Consider the following 20572-nt stretch of genomic DNA (forward strand, 5'->3'; position numbering starts at 1 on the left):
GGTACAACTTTATACGATGCGACCTTTAAATCTAAAGAGAAAAAAGTTTATTTCTCTTTAGAAATTAATCGCCCAACAGTAACTTAGTCACGGCAGCAGTATTCAATGCCCATTCACGGGTATATACCTCGTCCGCTTCCGCAGTATCAACCAGTTTCAATCCCTGCGCCTGCGCTTTGATTGCCAACAGTTCACCTATGGTTGTTTTCGCGTCCAGTTTATCCAAGAACTTTTCGATAGCTTGTGTATCCAAAGAAAGCACAGTCTGCCCGCCGAAAGGAACTTCTAGCCAGACGATTTCCCTTTCTTTCACTTTCAATACCCCGAAAACAAGTCCTTTCTGCAAACTTTGAGAAACACGTATCTGATGCTGAACGCATGAAGGGTCGTATGCCACTCCGGTCTTCTCTGATATCCTCATCGGGTAAGCGGAGTTCATCCAACCGACTACCAAATTAGGAGAGATAGTCCCATTGCTATACGCATTGCAAGTGAAAACCACATACTGCGCACCTACACGGTTCAGCTCATTCAAATCCAGTTCGATATACTCGGCAGTACCTTTCTTGTCAGGGATGCTCCGGATATCTCCACTATGCTTGGCACCGATAGCCTGCAAGTTGAAATAAGAGCAAACTTCTGTCGTTGAAGGCAAAGTGATATGACAGCTCAAGTCCATATCAAGATGCTGTGCCGGAAGTCCCTTTCCCCACTGCATGAACAGGCGCACCTTATCTCCTTCTACCGGGAAACGTGTTCCCTGCAATGCACAGGAAGTATCCTGAATTGTTTCGCTACGGTCGCCGATAGACAACGGGATATGAAACAACATAGGGTCGATATACATACTTTTGTTTTCACCTTCGGTAGCCGCGTCGGCGAAGCGGGCAGCCACGACTTCCTTGCACAAGTCCTGTACATCCTTCACCATCGCTTTAAGCTGTTCTTCCATATATAGCACCACCAAGTAATGCGGTTCTATCAAAAGAGCATTACCACCTAAAGGTTTCACCATTCTCTTACGTCCGGATTCAAAGTAGTTCTCCGCATACATACCCAAAGTGACCACCAGACGAGCCGGCAACAAATGAACGACTTCCTTGAATGCAGCCAACGTCTCTTCCGGCCCGAACCAAAGCATATTGGCAAACAAGGAACGTGCGAACATACCCGGCCGCTGCTTCAACAAGGCAAATGTCTGTGCGGCATCCGCCTTCATACGATAACGCTCCACCTCTCCCTGCCAAACCGTATATGTCTGACAGTAGAATATATCCATCAACTCCTTCAGATTCTCAAATCCCGGCTTACGGGCATATTCCGCCAAACGCAGCGCACGTATCATACGTACCCACATCTCCCTTTTCGGATGCATGATTTCACAAGCCTTTTCCGCGTTCATCTCCAGGTTATTCAGCCAGAGGGCTACCATTTTACATTCACGGCGGGTGTATTTCAACTTCAGTTCCTCACGCTTCGCCTGAGCAGCCGAACGGCTTTTATCCAAAACAGCAGTTATATGCGCATTGTTTCTACCCGCCTTACGGATGATAGTCTTAGGTTCGATGATTTGCAGGAATCCGGTTTTCTTATACCACAGATAACGCAATATATCGTTCGGAGTGGAGAAATAGATTTGCGCTTCCTGCGCCCTGTCCTGCTCCACCAATGTATCTATCACCAGCATCAAAGTTTCTTTCATCTTGATTCCGACTGCCGGCAACGGAAGTTCGCCAAGCAAAATCTTCAAGCTATCCACTTGCGTGGCATCAAGAGCCGTACGCGATTCAAGCAGGTCGCGGAAGAAACCATTCAAATCCTCTTCCCGCCAAAGTTCAAGAACTTTCAGCTTGCTTCCCTGTCCGAAGTATTCCGTAGCGGACGTTTCAAACGGAGTTCCGCAGAACGGGCAACCGTTGTATCGCTCCAAAGGGAAGGTGTTATCGGGAATCACGTGTCCGCAGGGCAGCTTCACGCCTTTCTTGCTATTGAAGATGTTTGCAATCCATGTTATCAAATGGTCTAATCCTGTTTCTCCAGTAGGTGTATCCCAGCCTTTCACCAATGGAGCCCAGTTGAGCGTCACGCCCAATACTTCCTTCATCACTTGAAGAATCTCCACCTGTTGCGCCGGATATAACTGATTGACAGCATGAAGCAACTCTTCGGACAGAGTATATCCTATTTTACGGAGTTGGGCTACCAATGCTATGGTAGTCGAAGTCAATGCTTCGCGCTTTTCTGTTCCTTCTATCAAAGGCAGATAAATTGCATTTTGCCTGATAGATACTTTCAATAAATCTTTTTTCATAGGTTGTGTTTTTTAAGTAAGGTAATCGGGAGACTGTGAATCAATGGAGCATTCCTGCGGTTTTTGAAGTAAGCCTTCCTTGACCTTAGTTTATAAAAAGAGGTAGAACAGGCCGGATTCGAACCAGCAATAGCCACCGTTAAGAAGTAAGCTCCGGTTGACCTCATTTCAGATAATACCGAAGCTACTGTCCTACCTCTATATTTGTTTTTGTGGAGCAGACCGGAGTCGAACCGGTGACCGTCTCTACCCACTGAGCTACTGCTCCTTTGCGAAACTGGAAAACGGATAATCGTACTGGTAATGTTCTACCTTAAAGAGTGTGTTGAAGTAACCCGTACTTGACCTGTTTTCTTGTTTCTTCGACAAAGATAGAAGTAGTGGTACGCAGCCTTTTTGCGTAACTCAAACTTTTTTGCTGTTTTCTTGAAAAAACAGTAAAAAATGAATGAACGGGACTTATTTTGCAAGAATACAGAAGAAAAACGAAGACATATAGGTGATAACCCAACAGTTTTCATACTTTTGCGTATAGCAGAGATATTAACGCATTAATCTCCCTGCCAACAATAAACACACAATATTTATGAAAAGAGCATTTATCTATAAAGACGAGAAATCTCACAAATTCTGGTGCATTGATTATAGCGGCTATGATTTCTCCGTAAATTACGGCAAGTCCGGCAGTATCGGCAAGTTTGAAATCAAGGAATTTGAGACGGAAGAAGAATGTCTGAAACAAGCTGAAAAACTTATTCGCTCAAAAGAGAAAAAAGGATATGTGGAAGATACCGGATTTGACTTTATGAACAAAATCTATATCGATTCCGAAGAATACGGATTGCATCCCAAAACTTCCCACCCCCGATTTACCGAACACTTCACGGAAGAACTCTATTATGATTGTGTAGACGAAGAAGCACCGTTTGGCAGCGATGAGGGAAGTGATACGTTAGATTCTCTTGAAGAAACGATCAGAAAAAATCCCAAACTCAACTTTCCTGATTATCCCAAGTATCTGATAGAACACGACTGGGGCATGGAATATATTCCTGTTGAAAGTCTTGAGCCCGAAGTGGTTAAAAAACTAGCTTCAAAGAAAGAAATGGATATGACACAAAGCGACATGGTGACTTACGCTACTGCCTTTGGACAAATAAAAATCACTGGGCATCTCTCACCCCAATTACAAGAACAAGGAGTTAAAGCTATCAAAAGATTAGCTTTACTTTGGGGAAATGGTTTGACCGAGATCCAAAGCAGAATGATTGACGACTTACTTTCATTTCCTATCGACAAGTGATAATAATATCAAACTGATAGGTAGCAAAAATATGAGGATAATAGAGATTAGGAACGACACCATGAGGTGTGGTTATTAATGCATTAGCACCAACTACAAAGAATATGAAAAAAGAATTAGAAATACTATTTGAGCGTAATAAAAGAGAGTTTGCGTTCCTTAAAGAAGAAGCAAATAAAATAGGGGTAGCTTCAAAATGGGGACAAGGTGTAATTCCACCTTATTCAATTCTACCATTTTATAGTGAGTTACTTGGGAATAAACCGGGGAGATTTCTAAAAAAAGCATCTAAACCGGGAGCAAATAGACAATGTTATTTATTAAATACCGACAATCAAATTATTAATGGTGTCGAATATGATTCGTTTAATGATTTGAATAGTCAATGGATAGTTTCTAACAAATTCTATTTTTATTCTTCTGATTCAACCATTCAATACTCTTTTGGTAGTGTATTTGAAAACGAAACAAATGCAAGATTAGAGAGAGTTACTATCGCTCAAATAAAAGATAACAAAATCAAGAGTGCTTATAGTTTTGGTAATAGAAGCGAATATGAAGAACTTTACTATTCATACCAAGATGATAGGATTTGCGGTATAACACAAAAAGTTTGGGTAGATGCATATTTTGAGCGTCACTACATAATAATGTATGATGATATTTCAATCCTTGAAATATTGAGTGACGGTACAACTCAAAAAATATATCCGGAGTAATTTGATATGAATAGAGAAAACGGTGCTAACAAAGCGTGATAACACTTGAACAGTGTTCCCCGCTTAGCCATTAACAATAATACATAGCAATGAAAGAATTATATATATGGTTTAATCGAACTCACCTGCCTAAAGGTTATCCTTTGCAGAATGATTTTATTCTTAAATCACAGTTTGATTTAGAGCAACCTCGTAAGATTTATGATGAGAAATGGAAAATGTATAACCGCTTTAATTCGGAATATCCAACAGGAGAATTTCAATTTCCCTGTGAAATGTTTATGGTAGTTACCAAAAAGAAATACAAAGAAATTGATTTCGATTACTACTCTTGTGATGTAGGTACATCAATAAAGTTTGTATCTGAAAGTTTTTTGAACTTCTTATCCACAAATGGTATTGATAAAAATTATTATGAGCAAGCAAAGCTAAATATCTTAGACTTGGCTGGAAATAGTTTAGTATCAAAGAACTACTATGCACTTCGATTTATCAAAAGTGATGATACACTTTTTGATTTTCAGAAAGATACTTTCAAAAGAGCGGCAGGAATAAGAAATCATTTTTTATACCCGTTTATGGAATTGAAGCGAAATATAGTCGATAAAAATGTTTTTTCTCTATTTGAATTTTGCAATGAAGAAACTTTAATATTGAACGAGGTTGCAAAGGAAGATGTGCTCAAACATTTCAGTAATCCGCAATTATACAAAGCGGAAGATTATCCTTTCATTTTTAACAATCAACATAATTACGAAATGTTGCCATATAATAATTCTTACTTAATTCATTGTCAACAAGCCAAGATAGCTGCTAAACGCAGCTTTTTGTCAAGCCATTAATAGTAATAAGAAAGACATACAACATGAGATACTTTTTACAAATCACATCACGACCTAATTATCCATTAATATTGGATGAAAGTCAAAATCCCCATATTTCCTCAAAATTAGGTTCTGACCTAAATTTGGGTAACTATATTCATGAATACCTATCTTCTCCGTTAGTCTATAGGGATGCAGAAAATAGTACTGTTTCTTTTGACCGCTTAATCACTTATGATGTTCTCAATACTGTTTATGGGGGACAAATAGTATCAGAACGTATAAGGCAGGTAATAGAGGAACATTTCCCAAATGATGTACAATTTTTTGATGCCATATTCTATTATAAAGGAAAGATGTGTAATAGCTATTCCGCTATGAATATTCATAACCATATAGAATGTTACGATATGGAGAAAAGTATCTATTCTATTTCTCCTGTGGATAAGAGTTATGAATTTGAGAAACGCACATTGATAGCATCACCATTAGAGGAATATGGCATTAATTATAATATAGTCCGATGCTCGTTTGATAATCAAATAGTGGTATCGGAAATGTTCAGAAAAGTGATTAAGGCTAATAAGTTTAATTGTATGTCTTTTGCTAAGGAACTGGAAATATACTATTAACGAACCAAGATAGCTGCTAAACGCAGCTCCTTGTCAAGCCATTAATAACAATTTGATTACGACTATAATATGACAGCAATAGCACAACTAAAGACAACGAACTTCCAAAAGCTTGATACACCTTTGAGTTATGAGCATAGTGTATCTATATGGGGTATGGATTGTAATGTTACAATCTTTCCAAATGGAAATGAAAACGCTGATTTATCAATACTCCTATTGCAAGTACGACAATGCCTACAACAGATAAACGACACTCAAAAAGAGTGCTTCCAGTCCATTCTTGATGCTGATATGATAAATCTTGCAGCAGAATGGATTGCAGATGAAGCATTTAAGGTCGAAAATGTAAACGAGGAGTGTTATCTAACAGATGAAGGTGAGAAAGTTTTTGTACCAATACCACAAAAAGATTTCTTACAAAGTATTAAACTTCAATCCATAAATCTGGTACTTGATGAAAACGATGAAAATCCATTGGTTGAGTTGTATTTAGGGTGTAATCCTGATTATTTCTTTGGTCATATTATTCTTTGTCGTTTTATGAACTCTAATCCCGTTCATTATAAATGCTGTGGTTTAGAGGGATAATTAAGTTATTACGAGCCAAGTTAGCCGCTAAACGTAGCTCCTTATCTAACCATTAGCACTAAATAATTATGAAGAAGATAATAGTAACACCGGGAGTAATATTTTGTATTCCTCTATTTATGCCCAAGGATGATTGGAAATTAAAGATTAAACTGAGCGAGGAAGATTTGAATAGAGAATATGTTTTTGGAAGAGTAATAGAAACCAGTTCTTCTGTCTTAGTTGAAATTTTCAACAAGATAGGTTCTGCCTATACGAGAATAGAAGATATTATCAAGTCAGGAGTTATGTTTTCTCCTATCCAAGTCTTCTGGGATGGTGTTGTAAAAAAAAGATGGAAAGTTATTGGGCAAACAGAGAATTATAATAAAATCACAGATTCGAATTATAACAATCTCAAAATGGTATTTGGTATAGGAGAAGAATTTCGACTAAAAGATTTTGGAACCCAAAAAGAAACTTTTATCCAAAGGGCTGAAATCGTAAAGTATGAATTTTCTATTGTGTGGTTCCCAATTGACTTAGAAAATAGAATAATACAAAAATTAGCTGTTAACAAACAGCTTAATTGCTTAAATAGCAATTAACTGCCAACACATTAGTAATAAACGAATATAAAATATAGTATTTATGAATACAACAGAAATCATTTCTAAAATCAATAATGTCAATCTGCAATCGCATGAGGATTTGCAAAAGGTTGAGTCAATCTTGCCAATTCAAGATAAGATATTGATAGAGCCACTGTTTAAGTTACTTGAAAAGTTCCCCTTTTTCAATTTTGGCAATCCGGGTAACATAGTGCGTTACTTAGAGGGATTTGCCCATGAAGTATATGTTCCCTTTTTATATGATTCAGTTCGTAGACAGCCTACAGAATATAATGTTTGGATGGTGAACAGATACTTGAATACGCTTGATAATGACGAAAAGGCAGAGGGCATTATGATATTAGAAGAAGCCTTACAAAAGGATATTGACGAGGGAGTTAAAGAATGGATAAATGAATTCTTAGAGGAGCAAAAGGATGAATAAATATTGCTAACAAAGCGTGATAACGCTTAGCAGCATTCCCCGCATACCCTTTAGCATTAACACCAACTACAAAAAGAATATGAGAAAAGAAATTGAACAATTAGCTTTAATGGGTGCAATGCCCGATGAAGCAGACGAACGAATAACGGCTACATTAGTTGATGAATATGCCGACTTATTGGACAAAATAGTTCAGCCTATCACTTTGGAGGAAGCGCATATTTTAATCAAGCTCTTTCCGCCTACTGCTTTATATGGCATAGAATGGACATTGCTACATTTAATAGAGTCTGTGTATCCAAAAACAAAATTCCTTGAGTACAGAAAACTTATAAATGGATGTAATAGTACAGAGTTTAAGAAGATGCTAGTTCAACGTCTAAATAACTCACAACAGAAAAAAGTCACTAACGAAACGTGACAACGTTTACCCATTAGTATTTAAGACTACAATAAATAGTTGAAATATGAAAAAATTGACCGAATTACCATTAGACGAACTTTGGCAATTATTTCCCATAACCCTGACTGCACACCAAGAATACTGGGCAGACTGGTATAAGGAAGAAGCGGAATTACTGACAGAGGAACTTCCTTGTATTGAACGTATTAACCATATAGGTAGCACAGCCATCAAAGGAATATGGGCAAAGCCTATCATAGATATACTTGTGGAAATTCCAAGAGAAGAGAAAATCTCCGATTTGAAAGTCATAATTGAAAGATGCGGCTATCTCTGCATGGCAGAGAACAGCAGTCGTATTGATTTCAATAAAGGTTACACTTTACAAGGATTTGCCGAGCGGGTATTTCATCTACATTTATGTTATGAAGGGGATAATGATGAATTGTATTTCAGAGACTATCTTCAAACAAATGCTGTCATTGCCAAAGAATATGAACAACTTAAACTTGATTTGTGGAAACAGTATGAGCATGACAGGAATATGTACACTTTTCAAAAAGGGGATTTCATAAAACAGTACACCCAGGAAGGGAAACTACTTTTTACAAGCAGATATGACAATAAGTAATAAATAAAGCTCTTTCATAAATACCTGTTTAAGATAAATATAAGTCAGAATAAACACGATGCAGGCATCCAGTGATACCTGCATCGCATTTTGAGTAGAATCAGCGGCTTGCATCCTTGCGGTTCTTCACTTCCTCCACCAGTTTGGTAAAGGATTTCTCCTTTTTACGTTTCTCATGTTCGGAAGCGGAGAAATGCCACGCTTCCCGACGAAGTTTCAGATAGCTTGCATAAACTTTTGAATCTAATGCGCCGCTATTGACTGCTTCTATAACAGCACAGCCCGGTTCGTTGATATGTTTGCAATCCTTGAAACGGCACGACTCCGCATAGTCGGAGATTTCCAATACTTCGGCAAGAGAATCGGGATTATCAATGGCCAAGCCAAATTCACGGACGCCCGGAGTGTCGATTAAAACACCCGAACTGTTCATCAATACCATTTCACGACGGGTCGAAGTATGACGGCCTTTTCCTGTGGACAGACTTATATCAGATGTGAGCAATACCGACTTTTCACAAAGTGCATTCACCAAAGAGCTTTTCCCAACGCCCGAAGAGCCGACAAATACAACTGTTTCACCTTCTGATATGGATTCGCGTAGCCGGAGAATAGTCTCCGGTTGGCGGATACTTGTAAAAAAGACGGGTATCTGACAGGCGATATGCCTTATTTGTCCTTCAACACTCTGCCTGTCAAAATCCAAATCGGCTTTATTGAGTACCAACACGGAACTGATGTTTTCTTCCAATATCTGAGCCATAAAACGTTCTACTCTGCGGATATTGAAATTATCATCAAGACTTTGTACTATAAAAGCCTTATCGACATAAGAAGCAATGGCTTGTTTATCGGCAACCGTCCCGCTTTTCTTACGATACAGTGTCCGTTCACGGGGCAGCATATCAACTATAATCCCTTTATTTTCATCGAACGGCTGAAAGATTACCCAATCGCCCGTACAAGGTAATTCGAAATCCGATTTTCCGTACATCATGTTTCCTGTCAGTTCGCACTGAAACAGTCCGCTTTCGGACACTATCTCATAACATGTCCGATGCACAATGGATACACGACCGTGGGCAAGAGTACTATATAATGATTCTTTTTTAAGTTGGTCTAGTTTATCATTCCAGCCATACATATTCAGGTTAATGCCGGATTGAGGATTGGTATTATTTTCGTTATTCATTATCTTAATGTATAGAACGTACGCATTGAAAGCATAACAATGCTTTTTCTGTCATTGTACGCAGTTTAAAATTGAAATTATAAAGACACAAGAACTACTCCCGAAAGGAATCATTCGAGAGCAAACGAAAGGACAACCTGTGTCACAGACACAGACTGTTTACTAAACCAAATCCGATTTATTATTTTTAGTCATGCGGCAAAGATAGGCATTTTTTTTATTTTATGGCAAAACGAGCGGTCATTTCATATCTCAGCTTGATGACACGGTACTGTTCGGTAGCTGCCGTCCCCATGCTGACATTGCTCTGTGCCTGAAAAGGAATATAACGGCTTATGTTGTTATCGGCAGGTTCAACGATACGAATGACTTCACCCAATTGCTGTCCCATTGCTTCCACCAGATAGGATGCTTTCTCACGGGCTGCTTTCAGCGCTTCAATCTTTCCCTGCTTCCTGTACATAGGCAAATCCTTATGTTTCAGTTCCCCGATACGCATTGATTCAATTCCCCATGTATTGACAGAACGGATTATGGAATTGATTTGCTCGAAATCCGCAAGACGGATATCCAGTTGCTTGCCTATCAGAAACTCCTTTCCCCGCTGCCGCCAATAGTCCCCTACTTCCTGCGTACGGATAGCCTCATCCGATATTCCGATTTTACGCAGACTCCGGCGCAAATCCTTCTCAATCATAGCCAATGGCACTTTCGTCCGAAAGTCTTCCTCTTTCTTCGATTTACCTGTATATTCTTCTTCCCAATATTCCTTTATCTGAATCAGAAAATGTATTTCATCCGGCACGACTTCTATCTCCGAAGAGCCGGTTACTTCAACATATCTTTCATCACTTTCCTGAGCATTGGCAAGGATATTCCATGCGAATAAGGCAAAAGCCAATAAAAATACTTTTTTCATATCTTCGATTATTAGGGTGATATTACTTTTATATGCCATCAGTTTACAAAGCTATAAAAAAAATCCATATTACGGACTTCATCCTAGAATATCAAGCAAGCACTTTCTATGTATCAAAATAACATCTCCTTTCTTTACCTTATACTTATAAGGCTGTTTGCCCGAAAGAAGAGAAATCTCTCCCTGCTCAAACATACGCTTTAAACGGGTACTGGAAAGTGGAAGACATCTCTTTATCAATGATGACAATTTCAGGTTCAAGTCAAAATCACATTTGATTCGAACACTTATCACCTCACCGGTCATATCCATTATGACTTCCGATGAAATGTCACTCGTCACCTCATATTCAACGCTATCATAGTCTAATTGAAGATTGTTCTTACTTGCTATTCCGGCTGAGAAAGCATATTGCCAGGCCGTTTCCCTATCATTCATAGAAAAGCTATGAAACAGTTTCTTATCAATCAGGTCGGGTTTAGTACGCGAAAGCAAAGTCATATTACAAGTGTTATCGCACTTCACACACCTATAAATTAGCCAGACATCAATGTTCTTTTTCTGTGCATTCATTCTGAACTTATCACTGCAATAAAAGCGGTCACTATCGCAGTGGCTGCATTTCTTAATCAACAAAGGGCAATTCTTCACCCTGATCTCCCATGTAAATATTGTTTCCATAATTATACAAAAGCTGTTATCTTTCTTTGTGAATCAAATCTTTTTCTTCGCAAAGTTGGATATTAGCCATTTGTATAATTCACAAGATGTCACAAGACGGCATGAAATTTATCTGTCCAGCTCATCCATCATCTTAATAATTTTATCTTTCAACTTATCAAGAAACTGCGTCCTACTCTTCTTCCGGTTTCTGATTTCCAGAAAGATACGATAAAAGTCTCCTATCTCAATACTAAAAAGAGTTTCGCAACAGAAAGCTATGTCTTTTAAACTAGTATTTCCATTGTTGAAGCATTTGCCCGCATACAGGGCATAGATAAACTCAACCAAAGCGACTTTGCTATCCGTCCACTGCAATATCCGGCTTTCTACTATTGAAGTGAGTTTCAGATGAAGCTCGTCTGATAATATCTCTATTTCAGCAGACAGATATTCCGCCAGACGATTGTTGGCTATGATTTCCGCCACACTTGAATCATGCAGGGTAGTAAAAGAAGAATCCCTGTCCAATAAGCCGAAACGGGTATCTGCTAGAATGTCATAGTTTCTTCTGACAAAATATTGTTCATCGAGTTCCGTCCTGCCAGTACGGTAATAATCATAAAAGGGATTATTCAGGAAGTATTTCCTCAAATTCTCCAGTTCCGACTTCAGAGATTTGCATTGGGAAGACGGAGATTCTCCGATACGTTTCTTTTCAATCTGATACAAGCGGACATAAAACATCAATAGCCCGGAAATTTGCGGCTTCCAGGTTTTAAAGAAAAAAATCTCTTCTGCTGAATTCGAGAATTGATATTCGGCAACGGTTGACTTCAACAGAATAAGTGAGGTCTGTATGACATCAATAATTTGTTTTATCTTATCAATCAGGGCAATCGGCTGGCGCTCAATTCGTTCAATCTCTTTTTCTATGCTTAGCTTATTGTTTCTTACGAAATTTTCCATTCGTTTTCATATCGCATATGTTCCGAAAAACCATGCAGTAAATAATAAAAATAACAAAATGAAAAACCGGTTCGAGTGGAATTACTCAAACGAAAGAAATTAGCCTGTGGTTCGTGAGGCTAATATTAAGCCAGAACAAATTTAAGAGTTGCGCCCAAAATAGTTACTTTTTGATTTCAGGGGCAAATATAATCGTTTTTTATGATTATATGACGTTTTGGTGAAATTTAAAGAACAAGCAGTCTCAAAAAGCACAAAAATAGTATCTTTGCCTACGATTTACTCACAAAGATGTGATAAAGCTATTTTTAATCATTTAATAATAAAGACTATGATAAGATTGAATGTTTTTGTCCGTGTAAGCGAGACAAACCGCGAAAAAGCGATTGAAGCAGCTAAGGAACTGACTGCTTGTTCTTTGAAGGAAGAAGGATGCATTGCTTATGATACTTTCGAAAGCAGTACCCGCCACGACGTTTTCATGATTTGTGAAACATGGCAGAATGCTGAAGTATTGGCTGCTCACGAGAAATCCGCTCATTTTGCCAAGTATGTAGGTATCATTCAGGAATTAGCTGAAATGAAACTGGAGAAATTCGAATTCTAGATGAATCACGGAGAATGGATATACTATCTATCCAAGTATCATCAGAAAGAGGGAGACATTCTTCTTCGGAAGGAAAGGATGTTTCTCTCTTTTTACATATCCTACGGGATTGAGGCTGTATGAAGTGATTAGTCCAGTTTCTCATAAATTCTTTCATTATTTTTGTTAGCATAATCTTATTGGATTTATTTTGCAGCTAAATATAGAAAGAATAAATTCTAATTCAATACATTTGTATTCAAAAAAAACAATAGGATTAATGAGAAACTTTGCAGCAATCGACTTTGAAACAGCCAACAGCAAGCGCACCAGTGTATGCAGTGTCGGTGTTGTCATTGTAAGAGATGGTAAGATTGTGAATAAAATCTATCGTCTGATTCGTCCTGCTCCTAATTATTATACGCAATGGACAACGGCTATTCACGGATTGACTTATGACGATACGATAGAAGCGGAAGATTTCCCCGATGTATGGGCGGAAATCAAGCCGTTGATAGATGGATTGCCGCTTGTAGCCCACAACAGTCCTTTTGATGAAGGTTGTCTCCGTGCGGTTCACGAATTGTATGATATGACTTATCCCAATTATAAGTTTTATTGTACCTGTCGTACTTCAAGGAAGGTATTCGGGAAAGATTTGCCTAATCATCAGTTGCATACGGTAGCGGAACGATGCGGATATAATCTGGAGAATCACCACCACGCACTTGCTGATGCAGAGGCTTGCGCACAAATTGCATTGCTAATTATTCCCGAACCGAGGAAAGCGAAACCTGCAAAAAAAGCTGATAAAGATACGCACATCGGAGACTTGTTCGATATACTTATTCCCCAACCGGTGAAAAAGACCAAATAAAAAACACTACAACTATTATTTCAATCAATAACAGCCATAGTGTTTTTTATTATAAAGTGCTAATTATGTACTTCGATTAGAGGATAGACTTAGCGATACCCATTTCAAGACCGCGAAGCTCCGCCAATCCGCGAAGGCGGCCCAAGCAAGAATATCCCGGGTTTGTTTTCTTCTTCAAGTCATCAATCATCTGATGTCCGTGGTCGGGACGCATAGCAATAGAGCATTTGCGACGTTGTTGCAGAAGAATAAGAGCTTTCATTACGTTGTACATATCCACATTTCCTTCCAGGTGGTTAGCTTCGTAGAAGTTTCCTTCTTCGTCACGCTGTGTACTGCGCAAGTGTACGAAGTTCACACGATCACCGAAACGTTCCATCATGCCGGCAAGGTCATTATCGGCACGTACTCCGAAAGAACCTGTGCACAGGCAAAGACCATTGGATTCGTTAGGTACGGCTTCAATCAGTTTCTTGAAATCTTCTTCCGTACTCAGAATACGCGGCAGGCCTAAGATTGTATAAGGAGGGTCGTCCGGGTGAATCACCAGCTTCACTCCTACCTCATCGGCAACGGGAGCAATTTCTTTCAAAAAGAAAATCAAGTTGGAACGAAGTTTTTCAGCGTCAATGTCGTTGTAACGGTCAAGCGCTTCCTGGAACTGTTCTACTGTGAAGCTTTCTTCAGAACCCGGAAGTCCGGCAATCATGTTGCGAACCAAGAGATTCTTGTCGTCTTCGCTCATTTGTTCGAAACGGGCTTTTGCTTTGGCGATTTCTTCAGGAGTATAGTCTTTTTCCGCGTTCGGGCGTTTCAGGATGAAAAGGTCGAAAGCTACGAAAGCCGCTTTTTCAAAACGAAGGGCTTTAGAACCGTCGGGCATTGTATAGGCAAGGTCGGTACGTGTCCAGTCCAATACAGGCATGAAATTGTAAGTAACTACCATTACGCCGCATTTCGCCAGATTACGGATGCTTTCTTTATAGTTTTCGATATATTTCATGAAGTCGCCTGTCTGTGTCTTGATATGTTCGTGTACAGGTACACTTTCTACAACAGACCACGTCAGACCTACTTCTTCAATCATTTGCTTACGCTTCATGATTTCTTCCACTGTCCATACTTCACCGTTCGGAATGTGATGAAGAGCATTTACTATACCGGTAGCGCCCGCTTGTTTAATATCCCACAAGCTTACTGGGTCGTTAGGGCCGTACCAGCGCCAAGTTTGTTCACATAAATACATATAGTTTCTATTTACTGATTACTAATTACGATTAAAATAATTTAGATAGAGAATGCGTCGAAACCACCGTCGATAACAGCTACTGTACCTGTCACGAAGTTGGAAGCATCACTAATCAGATAATGGATTGTTCCATAAAGGTCTTCCGGTTCACCGAAACGGTTGAACGGAGTATGAGCGAGAATCGTTTTTGAACGGTCAGTCAGAGAACCATCCGGGTTGGTCAACAACGCACGGTTTTGGTCTGTCAGGAAGAATCCCGGTGCGATAGCGTTTACACGCAGACCGTTACCGAATTTCAGAGCCAGTTCGCCTGCCATATATTTGGTAAAGTTAGCAATAGCTGCTTTTGCTGCGCCATAGCCTACTACGCGAGTCAACGGACGGAGAGCTGATTCAGAGCAGAAGTTTACGATAGAGCCTTTCTTCTGTTCAACCATGATTTCAGCAAATACCATTGTAGGCAATACTGTACCGAACAGGTTCAAGTCTACCACTTTCTTGAATGCGTCAATCTGCAAGTCAAAGAAAGTCTTGTCCGGTGCAATTGTAGCACCTGCCATGTTACCACCGGCAGCGTTCAGCAATACATCAATGCGACCATAGGCTTTCATGATTTCTACTTTGTTGCCTTCCAATACTTCTTTGTCCATTACATCGGTATAAAGGAACATAGCTTCGTTTCCTTCAGCTTTGATGCTATCCACCAATGCTTTTCCTGCTTCTTCGCTTCTGTCGAGTACAACCACTTTTGCACCTTCTTTTGCGAGGTATGCAGCAATTCCTTTACCTAAGATTCCGGCTCCACCGGTGATTACAACAACTTTGTCTTTTACGTTAAATAATTCATTCATGGTTTCTAAAATTTATATGTTTATAGCTTATTGTTCAGATAATATTTCAAGTTTTCCTTCAAGAGAATATCAATCGGCATCAGGTTTACCTTTTCTGAATTTTGCTTGAATAGCAGATGATTGCATAAAGACTTGATACCTTCATACCCCTGCCTTTCGGGACGTTGGGCAACTAATGCAGTGATAACTCCTTCTGAAAGCAGTTGGGTATTCCGCTCGATAAGGTCATAGCCTACCAGTTTCACCGTTTGCATTTCTCTTGCCTTCAGATAATTTCCGAGGATATAGCAGGTTGAATTAAAAATAATAGCGCCCTCTATATGCGAATTTACATCGAATATTTCATCGAGTTTAGTGAAATTATATACAGAATCGTTGATTTTCAATTCTACTTCATGCAGCTTTCCGGCAAATCCTATTTCTTTCAGATAATGACAAAAGCCGTCCCTGCGGTTCTTTCCCTGATTAGAATCGTTCTTTCCACTGTGGATAATCCTTGCCATCAGGATATCCGAAGCAGGTGAAAGCCTGTCGGTCAATAACCTTGCCGCAATGACTCCTGCATCATAAGATTCTGTTCCGAAATAAGCCAGTTGGTGTTGTCCTTCGATATTTGAATCGACATAGATATAAGGAATCTCATTCCTGTCCAGTTCCTGCGAAAGACGGATAACCGAATCAGTAAACAGGGTAGCAATCAGCACTCCGTCCACTTTCTCATCCAGCAGGTTTCGGGTAATATCATCAAACGTTTTATTGTTATATTGGTCGAAAAAAAGTTTGGTAATCGTTATATTGTACGATTCCATCTCCGAAGCTACTTTGTCAATACCTTCTGAAATGGCTTCCCAATACTCTCCTTGAGTAAAAGACGGTATAATGGCAACAAGATGATATTGTTTCTTGGAAGCTAAAGACCGTGCCATTAGATTGGGCTGGTAATGCACCATTTCCAAAATAGTCTGCACTTTCTTCCTGTTTTCCTCAGATACCCGCCCACGATTATGAATAACCCGGTCTACCGTACCGACAGAGACACCAGCCATCTTGGCTATGTCCACAATACGAATATTTGAGAATTCTTTATCCATATTTTAATAAGTATCTTGTTTTTCGATGACAAAAGTAAAATGAATTATTGAATTACACAATAGTGTGTGCGCACACACATTTACACACAAAAGGACATATACTACTAATAATCAGAAACTTAACAACAAATAGAATAATACATTCATGTTGTAAAACATAAGAAAAACGGCAGAAAGAATCATAAAATGTACATTTATAGAGTAGAAAAGGCCAAGAAACAAAGTACCTTTATTCCGGAAAAGAATGAAAAAGAATGGTAAAATGTATAAAGTGTGCACGGGCACACATAAAGGTTTTAAGTGATGTAAATGACAGGTAGTTACTATATAGAAATTGGTAATCAACTATATCCTAGCTGATTACCAATTCTGGGATTATTATTTTCCCCATTTATCTTTTGCTTTGTCAGCCACTTTATCTGCTTCGGCTGCTACTTTATCAGCAATTTCGGCTCCGGTTTCTACTGCTTTAAGTCCGAGGTTCATCGCTTTCTTTTCAGCGCAAGCTGCTGCAGCCTCTGCGTCACGACCAATACGGTGGATAGCATCATAAATTTCGCTTTCCAACTGTTTAGCTTTCGCAGTGCGTGAAAGGCGGTAAGCTACCGCACCCAGGATTGATCCGATTCCGAGTCCAATCCAAAAATTACCATGTCTACATTCCATAATCAAATTCAGTTTTTTAGATTAAAAATAAATTATATACCCAATAAAGCTCATATTATCCTCCTTTTTGATTTAACAACAGCAGGTATGGAGAATAGTTCAGCAACTCAAAACTGAATTAACGACAATTTACAATCCTTAGTTTTAGAGAAACGGGAAAGTTTGCGTACCTTTGCAGCCAATTTTTCAGGAACACTTCTAAAGAAATAGGTATCATGGTACAAAATCAGGAACAACCCGTAGGAAAAATTACATTTTCCATCTTAATCGCATTAAGTCTTTCACACTGTCTCAATGATCTTTTACAGTCCGTTGTATCAGCTGCTTATCCGCTATTCAAAGATGATTTAGGATTGAGTTTTGCGCAAATCGGTCTTATCACACTGGTTTATCAGCTTTCGGCTTCAGTCTTTCAACCGATTACCGGAATTATCTTTGATAAATATCCCGTTGCATGGTCGTTGCCTATCGGAATGAGCTTTACAATGGTTGGTTTGGCAAGCTTGGCATTTTCCGATAATCTGTATTGGATATTGTTATCTGTGTTCTTAATCGGAATCGGTTCTTCGGTGCTTCACCCGGAAGCTTCCCGCATCACGTTCCTTGCTTCTGGTGGCAAGCGGGGATTGGCACAGTCACTTTTTCAGGTAGGTGGAAACTTTGGTGGTTCGCTAGGCCCTTTATTGGTAGCTTTGCTCGTTGCCCCTTATGGAAGACAGCATCTTTTCATATTTGCATTTGTAGCGGTTGCAGCTATCGGAGTCATGTATCCGATTTGCAAATGGTATAAATCTTATCTGAACCGGATGAAGGCTCAAACCGTCAGTATAAAAACTCCGGTTCATCTTCCGCTGCCTATGGATAAAACGGCTATTACTATCGGTATATTATTGATATTGATTTTCTCGAAATATATCTATATGGCGAGTCTGACCAGTTATTATACATTCTATCTGATTCATAAATTCAATGTTACGGTACAGGATTCGCAGCTATATTTATTTATTTTCTTAGTTGCTACTGCTATCGGAACGCTGATTGGTGGGCCGGTAGGTGACCGTATCGGTCGGAAGTATGTTATTTGGGCTTCAATTTTGGGAGCGGCCCCGTTCAGTTTACTTATGCCGCATGCTAATCTGATGTGGACTATTATCCTTAGTTTCTGTGTGGGATTGATGCTTTCTTCCGCTTTTCCCGCCATATTGCTTTATGCACAGGAATTGCTTCCTACCAAACTCGGATTAATATCAGGGTTATTCTTTGGATTTGCATTCGGGGTGGCTGGTGTAGCATCTGCCGTACTCGGTAATTTAGCGGATAAAACGAGTATTGAATATGTATATAATATATGTGCTTATATGCCGCTACTGGGATTGGTCACATTCTTTTTGCCGAATTTGAAGAAGAAAAAGATTGGATAGAAATCTATATAAATAAAGCGAAGCAAAGCGCATTATATTAACATATTTAATTGGAGATAAAAAAACGACCGGTATGCGTCGTCACGACGTATACCGGTCTACAAGTTAAGGTCAAAGTCAAAAAAATTAAGAGAGTTATCTATTTATATTTATAGGTTAGGGTTAGCGTTTATTTCTTTTTGTGGGATAGCATATAGATAATAAGTGCTGTTCACTGTAAACGCTTTGCCGTCCGGGAAACGAAGGAACCAATGTCCTAATGGATTCCGTTTGGCAAAGCTACCGCCTTCTTGCCAACAGTCCACTTCTGTTTTCTGTATTTCATCCGACAAAGCAGTACGTTCTACGGCTCTTTGGGTACGGAGTACATCAGTAATACCGAAGCCTTCTCCCCAAAGTTCACGACGGCGCTCCATCAGAATTTCGTTGACTACATCATCCTGTGATTTTCCCGTCACATCGTAATCCCCTACTCCACGGGCATTGCGCAATGTATTCAAAGGCGCTACAGCCTGCTCCAATGCTACGCCATCACGGACTTTCGCTTCAGCTTCAATCAGATACATTTCAGCAGAACGCATCAAGACCAAATCAGCCGTATCGTCCGCACGCATGTGGAATTTCTTATATCCTAAATATCCTTCACGCATCCACTGAAACAAAGGCAAACGAATGTCACCCTCGATAAAAGTATCTTTCAAATGAGGGTCTGCCATGAAACTACTGTAAGCTCCAACGTATGTAGCATCCAAATAGTAAAAATTATAACTTGCATCCGATTGGGAAGGTATTTGAGGGAATCCCCATATCCATTCCTTATTGGAGATATTATTAAATCCTTCGTATTCGGCAGTAGTTGTCATCAGAGAATATCCTTCACGGGCGGCTTCGGCAGCTTTTGCCGCTTCTTCCCATTGTCCGGTCAGCAAGTAAGCGCGAGCCAAAAGTCCGTTGACTACTGCTACATTCGGTTTGAACTTCTGATTATCACCGCTGCGGACATAGTTTTTCAAATAGTCCTTCGCCAAAGTCAAGTCGTCGAAAATAAGCTGGTAAACCTGCGCTACTGTCGATTTTCCTTTCGGTACTGTTGAACTATTACTCGGTTCTGTATAAACAGGAACACAAGGCGCATCTTTATCCTTCAAATAAGTAAACTGGTAATGTTGTACCAGATGCAGGTAGCAGAAAGCACGTAAAGCTAATGCCTGTCCCTGCGCCCGACGGAGTTCTTCCGAATCCCCTTTGATGGAAATAGCAGTATTACAGTTATCTATCGTTTTATACATCAGATACCAGGCAAACTCCGTTCTATTGTTTGAAGAAATAGCCACGTCGTTGAACTGATAGGAAGAGTTGAACCCATATTTCGGACGGGAAACAACATCACTTGCCATCATATCATCCTGACACTGAAGTGCACGATAACCGATATTGGCATAAGTACTTGAATAATCGAACAGATTATACCAGGCACCGTTCACAAGCGCTTCCGCATTTTCGGGCACAGGCACTTTTTCGGAACTTACTGCATCTGTCGGGTCTGTATCCAAAAAGCTGCTGCTACAACCCGCTGCCAAAAAGAGAGTGGCAACGGCTGCTAGAATAGATTGTATTTTTATTTTTCTCATAATTTAGTCTG

General features: G+C 39.5%; 22 protein-coding genes and 1 tRNA gene. 12 read left to right on the plus strand and 11 right to left on the minus strand.

Features of this window, described 5'->3' with window-relative positions; genetic code table 11:
* Positions 1–64: 64 nt before the first annotated feature.
* Positions 65–2311, minus strand: coding sequence for a hypothetical protein (locus tag BQ7997_RS01935; RefSeq protein ID WP_073342995.1), 2247 nt, complete (start codon positions 2309–2311; stop codon positions 65–67).
* 213 nt (positions 2312–2524) lie between these two features.
* Positions 2525–2579: transfer RNA gene (locus tag BQ7997_RS01940), tRNA-OTHER, on the minus strand.
* Positions 2580–2897: 318 nt separating this feature from the next.
* Between BQ7997_RS01940 and BQ7997_RS01950 the strand changes: the two genes are divergently transcribed.
* The 9 genes from BQ7997_RS01950 to BQ7997_RS01990 all read left to right on the plus strand — a co-directional run bounded on the left by BQ7997_RS01950 (position 2898) and on the right by BQ7997_RS01990 (position 8449).
* Positions 2898–3614 (plus strand): WGR domain-containing protein, encoded by a 717-nt coding sequence (locus BQ7997_RS01950; RefSeq protein ID WP_073342998.1) that lies wholly within the window; start codon positions 2898–2900, stop codon positions 3612–3614.
* Between the two features lie 104 nt (positions 3615–3718).
* Entirely contained in the window at positions 3719–4333 is a 615-nt protein-coding gene (locus BQ7997_RS01955; protein WP_073343000.1) for a hypothetical protein, read from the plus strand.
* 89 nt (positions 4334–4422) lie between these two features.
* Positions 4423–5175 (plus strand): Imm43 family immunity protein, encoded by a 753-nt coding sequence (locus tag BQ7997_RS01960; protein ID WP_022136707.1) that lies wholly within the window; start codon positions 4423–4425, stop codon positions 5173–5175.
* 23 nt (positions 5176–5198) lie between these two features.
* On the plus strand, positions 5199–5789 hold the full coding sequence (locus tag BQ7997_RS01965) for an imm11 family protein (protein WP_139260877.1): 591 nt from the start codon (positions 5199–5201) through the stop codon (positions 5787–5789).
* A 69-nt stretch (positions 5790–5858) separates the two neighbouring features.
* The gene (locus BQ7997_RS01970; RefSeq protein WP_073343004.1) at positions 5859–6380 is read left to right on the plus strand and encodes a DUF2262 domain-containing protein; all 522 of its coding nucleotides are present in this window, start codon (positions 5859–5861) and stop codon (positions 6378–6380) included.
* Between the two features lie 68 nt (positions 6381–6448).
* Positions 6449–6967 (plus strand): Imm26 family immunity protein, encoded by a 519-nt coding sequence (locus BQ7997_RS01975; RefSeq protein WP_073343007.1) that lies wholly within the window; start codon positions 6449–6451, stop codon positions 6965–6967.
* Positions 6968–7010: 43 nt separating this feature from the next.
* On the plus strand, positions 7011–7415 hold the full coding sequence (locus tag BQ7997_RS01980; RefSeq protein WP_073343009.1) for a hypothetical protein: 405 nt from the start codon (positions 7011–7013) through the stop codon (positions 7413–7415).
* Positions 7416–7494: 79 nt separating this feature from the next.
* On the plus strand, positions 7495–7836 hold the full coding sequence (locus BQ7997_RS01985) for a hypothetical protein (protein WP_022136705.1): 342 nt from the start codon (positions 7495–7497) through the stop codon (positions 7834–7836).
* 46 nt (positions 7837–7882) lie between these two features.
* On the plus strand, positions 7883–8449 hold the full coding sequence (locus tag BQ7997_RS01990; RefSeq protein WP_022136704.1) for a GrpB family protein: 567 nt from the start codon (positions 7883–7885) through the stop codon (positions 8447–8449).
* A 100-nt stretch (positions 8450–8549) separates the two neighbouring features.
* Here the strand turns inward: BQ7997_RS01990 and rsgA are convergent, their stop codons facing one another.
* The 4 genes from rsgA to BQ7997_RS02010 form a co-directional block, all read right to left on the minus strand.
* Positions 8550–9641 carry a ribosome small subunit-dependent GTPase A gene (gene rsgA / locus BQ7997_RS01995; protein WP_073343012.1) on the minus strand — a complete coding sequence of 364 codons (1092 nt, stop codon included), beginning with the start codon at positions 9639–9641 and terminating at the stop codon, positions 8550–8552.
* Between the two features lie 217 nt (positions 9642–9858).
* Positions 9859–10560 carry an SIMPL domain-containing protein gene (locus tag BQ7997_RS02000; RefSeq protein WP_073343014.1) on the minus strand — a complete coding sequence of 234 codons (702 nt, stop codon included), beginning with the start codon at positions 10558–10560 and terminating at the stop codon, positions 9859–9861.
* 78 nt (positions 10561–10638) lie between these two features.
* Positions 10639–11241, minus strand: coding sequence for a DUF1062 domain-containing protein (locus BQ7997_RS02005; protein WP_073343017.1), 603 nt, complete (start codon positions 11239–11241; stop codon positions 10639–10641).
* Between the two features lie 108 nt (positions 11242–11349).
* Positions 11350–12189 carry an RteC domain-containing protein gene (locus BQ7997_RS02010; RefSeq protein WP_073343019.1) on the minus strand — a complete coding sequence of 280 codons (840 nt, stop codon included), beginning with the start codon at positions 12187–12189 and terminating at the stop codon, positions 11350–11352.
* 331 nt (positions 12190–12520) lie between these two features.
* Here BQ7997_RS02010 and BQ7997_RS02015 point away from each other — a divergent pair, with 331 nt between their 5' ends.
* Both BQ7997_RS02015 and BQ7997_RS02020 read left to right on the plus strand, forming a co-directional pair.
* The gene (locus tag BQ7997_RS02015; protein ID WP_073343022.1) at positions 12521–12796 is read left to right on the plus strand and encodes a putative quinol monooxygenase; all 276 of its coding nucleotides are present in this window, start codon (positions 12521–12523) and stop codon (positions 12794–12796) included.
* A gap of 259 nt (positions 12797–13055) precedes the next feature.
* Complete coding sequence (locus tag BQ7997_RS02020; protein ID WP_073343024.1) at positions 13056–13652, plus strand: 3'-5' exonuclease; 597 nt, start codon at positions 13056–13058, stop codon at positions 13650–13652.
* A gap of 76 nt (positions 13653–13728) precedes the next feature.
* On the opposite strand, the gene uxuA is transcribed toward BQ7997_RS02020, so the two are convergent.
* The 4 genes from uxuA to BQ7997_RS02040 form a co-directional block, all read right to left on the minus strand.
* Positions 13729–14898: a mannonate dehydratase gene (uxuA, locus tag BQ7997_RS02025; protein ID WP_022138900.1), complete on the minus strand. Its 1170-nt coding sequence runs from the start codon at positions 14896–14898 to the stop codon at positions 13729–13731.
* Positions 14899–14939: 41 nt separating this feature from the next.
* Positions 14940–15752 carry an SDR family oxidoreductase gene (locus BQ7997_RS02030; protein ID WP_008643544.1) on the minus strand — a complete coding sequence of 271 codons (813 nt, stop codon included), beginning with the start codon at positions 15750–15752 and terminating at the stop codon, positions 14940–14942.
* A 20-nt stretch (positions 15753–15772) separates the two neighbouring features.
* Entirely contained in the window at positions 15773–16843 is a 1071-nt protein-coding gene (locus BQ7997_RS02035) for a LacI family DNA-binding transcriptional regulator (protein ID WP_073343027.1), read from the minus strand.
* A gap of 378 nt (positions 16844–17221) precedes the next feature.
* On the minus strand, positions 17222–17509 hold the full coding sequence (locus BQ7997_RS02040) for a YtxH domain-containing protein (protein WP_044654880.1): 288 nt from the start codon (positions 17507–17509) through the stop codon (positions 17222–17224).
* Between the two features lie 215 nt (positions 17510–17724).
* Between BQ7997_RS02040 and BQ7997_RS02045 the strand changes: the two genes are divergently transcribed.
* Entirely contained in the window at positions 17725–18930 is a 1206-nt protein-coding gene (locus BQ7997_RS02045) for an MFS transporter (RefSeq protein ID WP_044654881.1), read from the plus strand.
* A 149-nt stretch (positions 18931–19079) separates the two neighbouring features.
* Here the strand turns inward: BQ7997_RS02045 and BQ7997_RS02050 are convergent, their stop codons facing one another.
* A complete protein-coding gene (locus BQ7997_RS02050) occupies positions 19080–20561 on the minus strand; it encodes a RagB/SusD family nutrient uptake outer membrane protein (protein ID WP_073343028.1) in 1482 nt (493 codons plus the stop codon).
* Positions 20562–20572: the final 11 nt, after the last annotated feature.

This window comes from Bacteroides congonensis, assembly GCF_900130125.1.
GTDB classification, from domain to species: domain Bacteria; phylum Bacteroidota; class Bacteroidia; order Bacteroidales; family Bacteroidaceae; genus Bacteroides; species Bacteroides congonensis.

Bases quoted from the DNA above. Each gene is read 5' to 3' on its own strand.
- BQ7997_RS01935 (WP_073342995.1), bottom strand. From the start codon at position 2,311: ATGAAAAAAGATTTATTGAAAGTATCTATCAGGCAAAATGCAATTTAT.
- BQ7997_RS01950 (WP_073342998.1), top strand. From the start codon at position 2,898: ATGAAAAGAGCATTTATCTATAAAGACGAGAAATCTCACAAATTCTGG.
- BQ7997_RS01955 (WP_073343000.1), top strand. From the start codon at position 3,719: ATGAAAAAAGAATTAGAAATACTATTTGAGCGTAATAAAAGAGAGTTT.
- BQ7997_RS01960 (WP_022136707.1), top strand. From the start codon at position 4,423: ATGAAAGAATTATATATATGGTTTAATCGAACTCACCTGCCTAAAGGT.
- BQ7997_RS01965 (WP_139260877.1), top strand. From the start codon at position 5,199: ATGAGATACTTTTTACAAATCACATCACGACCTAATTATCCATTAATA.
- BQ7997_RS01970 (WP_073343004.1), top strand. From the start codon at position 5,859: ATGACAGCAATAGCACAACTAAAGACAACGAACTTCCAAAAGCTTGAT.
- BQ7997_RS01975 (WP_073343007.1), top strand. From the start codon at position 6,449: ATGAAGAAGATAATAGTAACACCGGGAGTAATATTTTGTATTCCTCTA.
- BQ7997_RS01980 (WP_073343009.1), top strand. From the start codon at position 7,011: ATGAATACAACAGAAATCATTTCTAAAATCAATAATGTCAATCTGCAA.
- BQ7997_RS01985 (WP_022136705.1), top strand. From the start codon at position 7,495: ATGAGAAAAGAAATTGAACAATTAGCTTTAATGGGTGCAATGCCCGAT.
- BQ7997_RS01990 (WP_022136704.1), top strand. From the start codon at position 7,883: ATGAAAAAATTGACCGAATTACCATTAGACGAACTTTGGCAATTATTT.
- rsgA (WP_073343012.1), bottom strand. From the start codon at position 9,641: ATGAATAACGAAAATAATACCAATCCTCAATCCGGCATTAACCTGAAT.
- BQ7997_RS02000 (WP_073343014.1), bottom strand. From the start codon at position 10,560: ATGAAAAAAGTATTTTTATTGGCTTTTGCCTTATTCGCATGGAATATC.
- BQ7997_RS02005 (WP_073343017.1), bottom strand. From the start codon at position 11,241: ATGGAAACAATATTTACATGGGAGATCAGGGTGAAGAATTGCCCTTTG.
- BQ7997_RS02010 (WP_073343019.1), bottom strand. From the start codon at position 12,189: ATGGAAAATTTCGTAAGAAACAATAAGCTAAGCATAGAAAAAGAGATT.
- BQ7997_RS02015 (WP_073343022.1), top strand. From the start codon at position 12,521: ATGATAAGATTGAATGTTTTTGTCCGTGTAAGCGAGACAAACCGCGAA.
- BQ7997_RS02020 (WP_073343024.1), top strand. From the start codon at position 13,056: ATGAGAAACTTTGCAGCAATCGACTTTGAAACAGCCAACAGCAAGCGC.
- uxuA (WP_022138900.1), bottom strand. From the start codon at position 14,898: ATGTATTTATGTGAACAAACTTGGCGCTGGTACGGCCCTAACGACCCA.
- BQ7997_RS02030 (WP_008643544.1), bottom strand. From the start codon at position 15,752: ATGAATGAATTATTTAACGTAAAAGACAAAGTTGTTGTAATCACCGGT.
- BQ7997_RS02035 (WP_073343027.1), bottom strand. From the start codon at position 16,843: ATGGATAAAGAATTCTCAAATATTCGTATTGTGGACATAGCCAAGATG.
- BQ7997_RS02040 (WP_044654880.1), bottom strand. From the start codon at position 17,509: ATGGAATGTAGACATGGTAATTTTTGGATTGGACTCGGAATCGGATCA.
- BQ7997_RS02045 (WP_044654881.1), top strand. From the start codon at position 17,725: ATGGTACAAAATCAGGAACAACCCGTAGGAAAAATTACATTTTCCATC.
- BQ7997_RS02050 (WP_073343028.1), bottom strand. From the start codon at position 20,561: ATGAGAAAAATAAAAATACAATCTATTCTAGCAGCCGTTGCCACTCTC.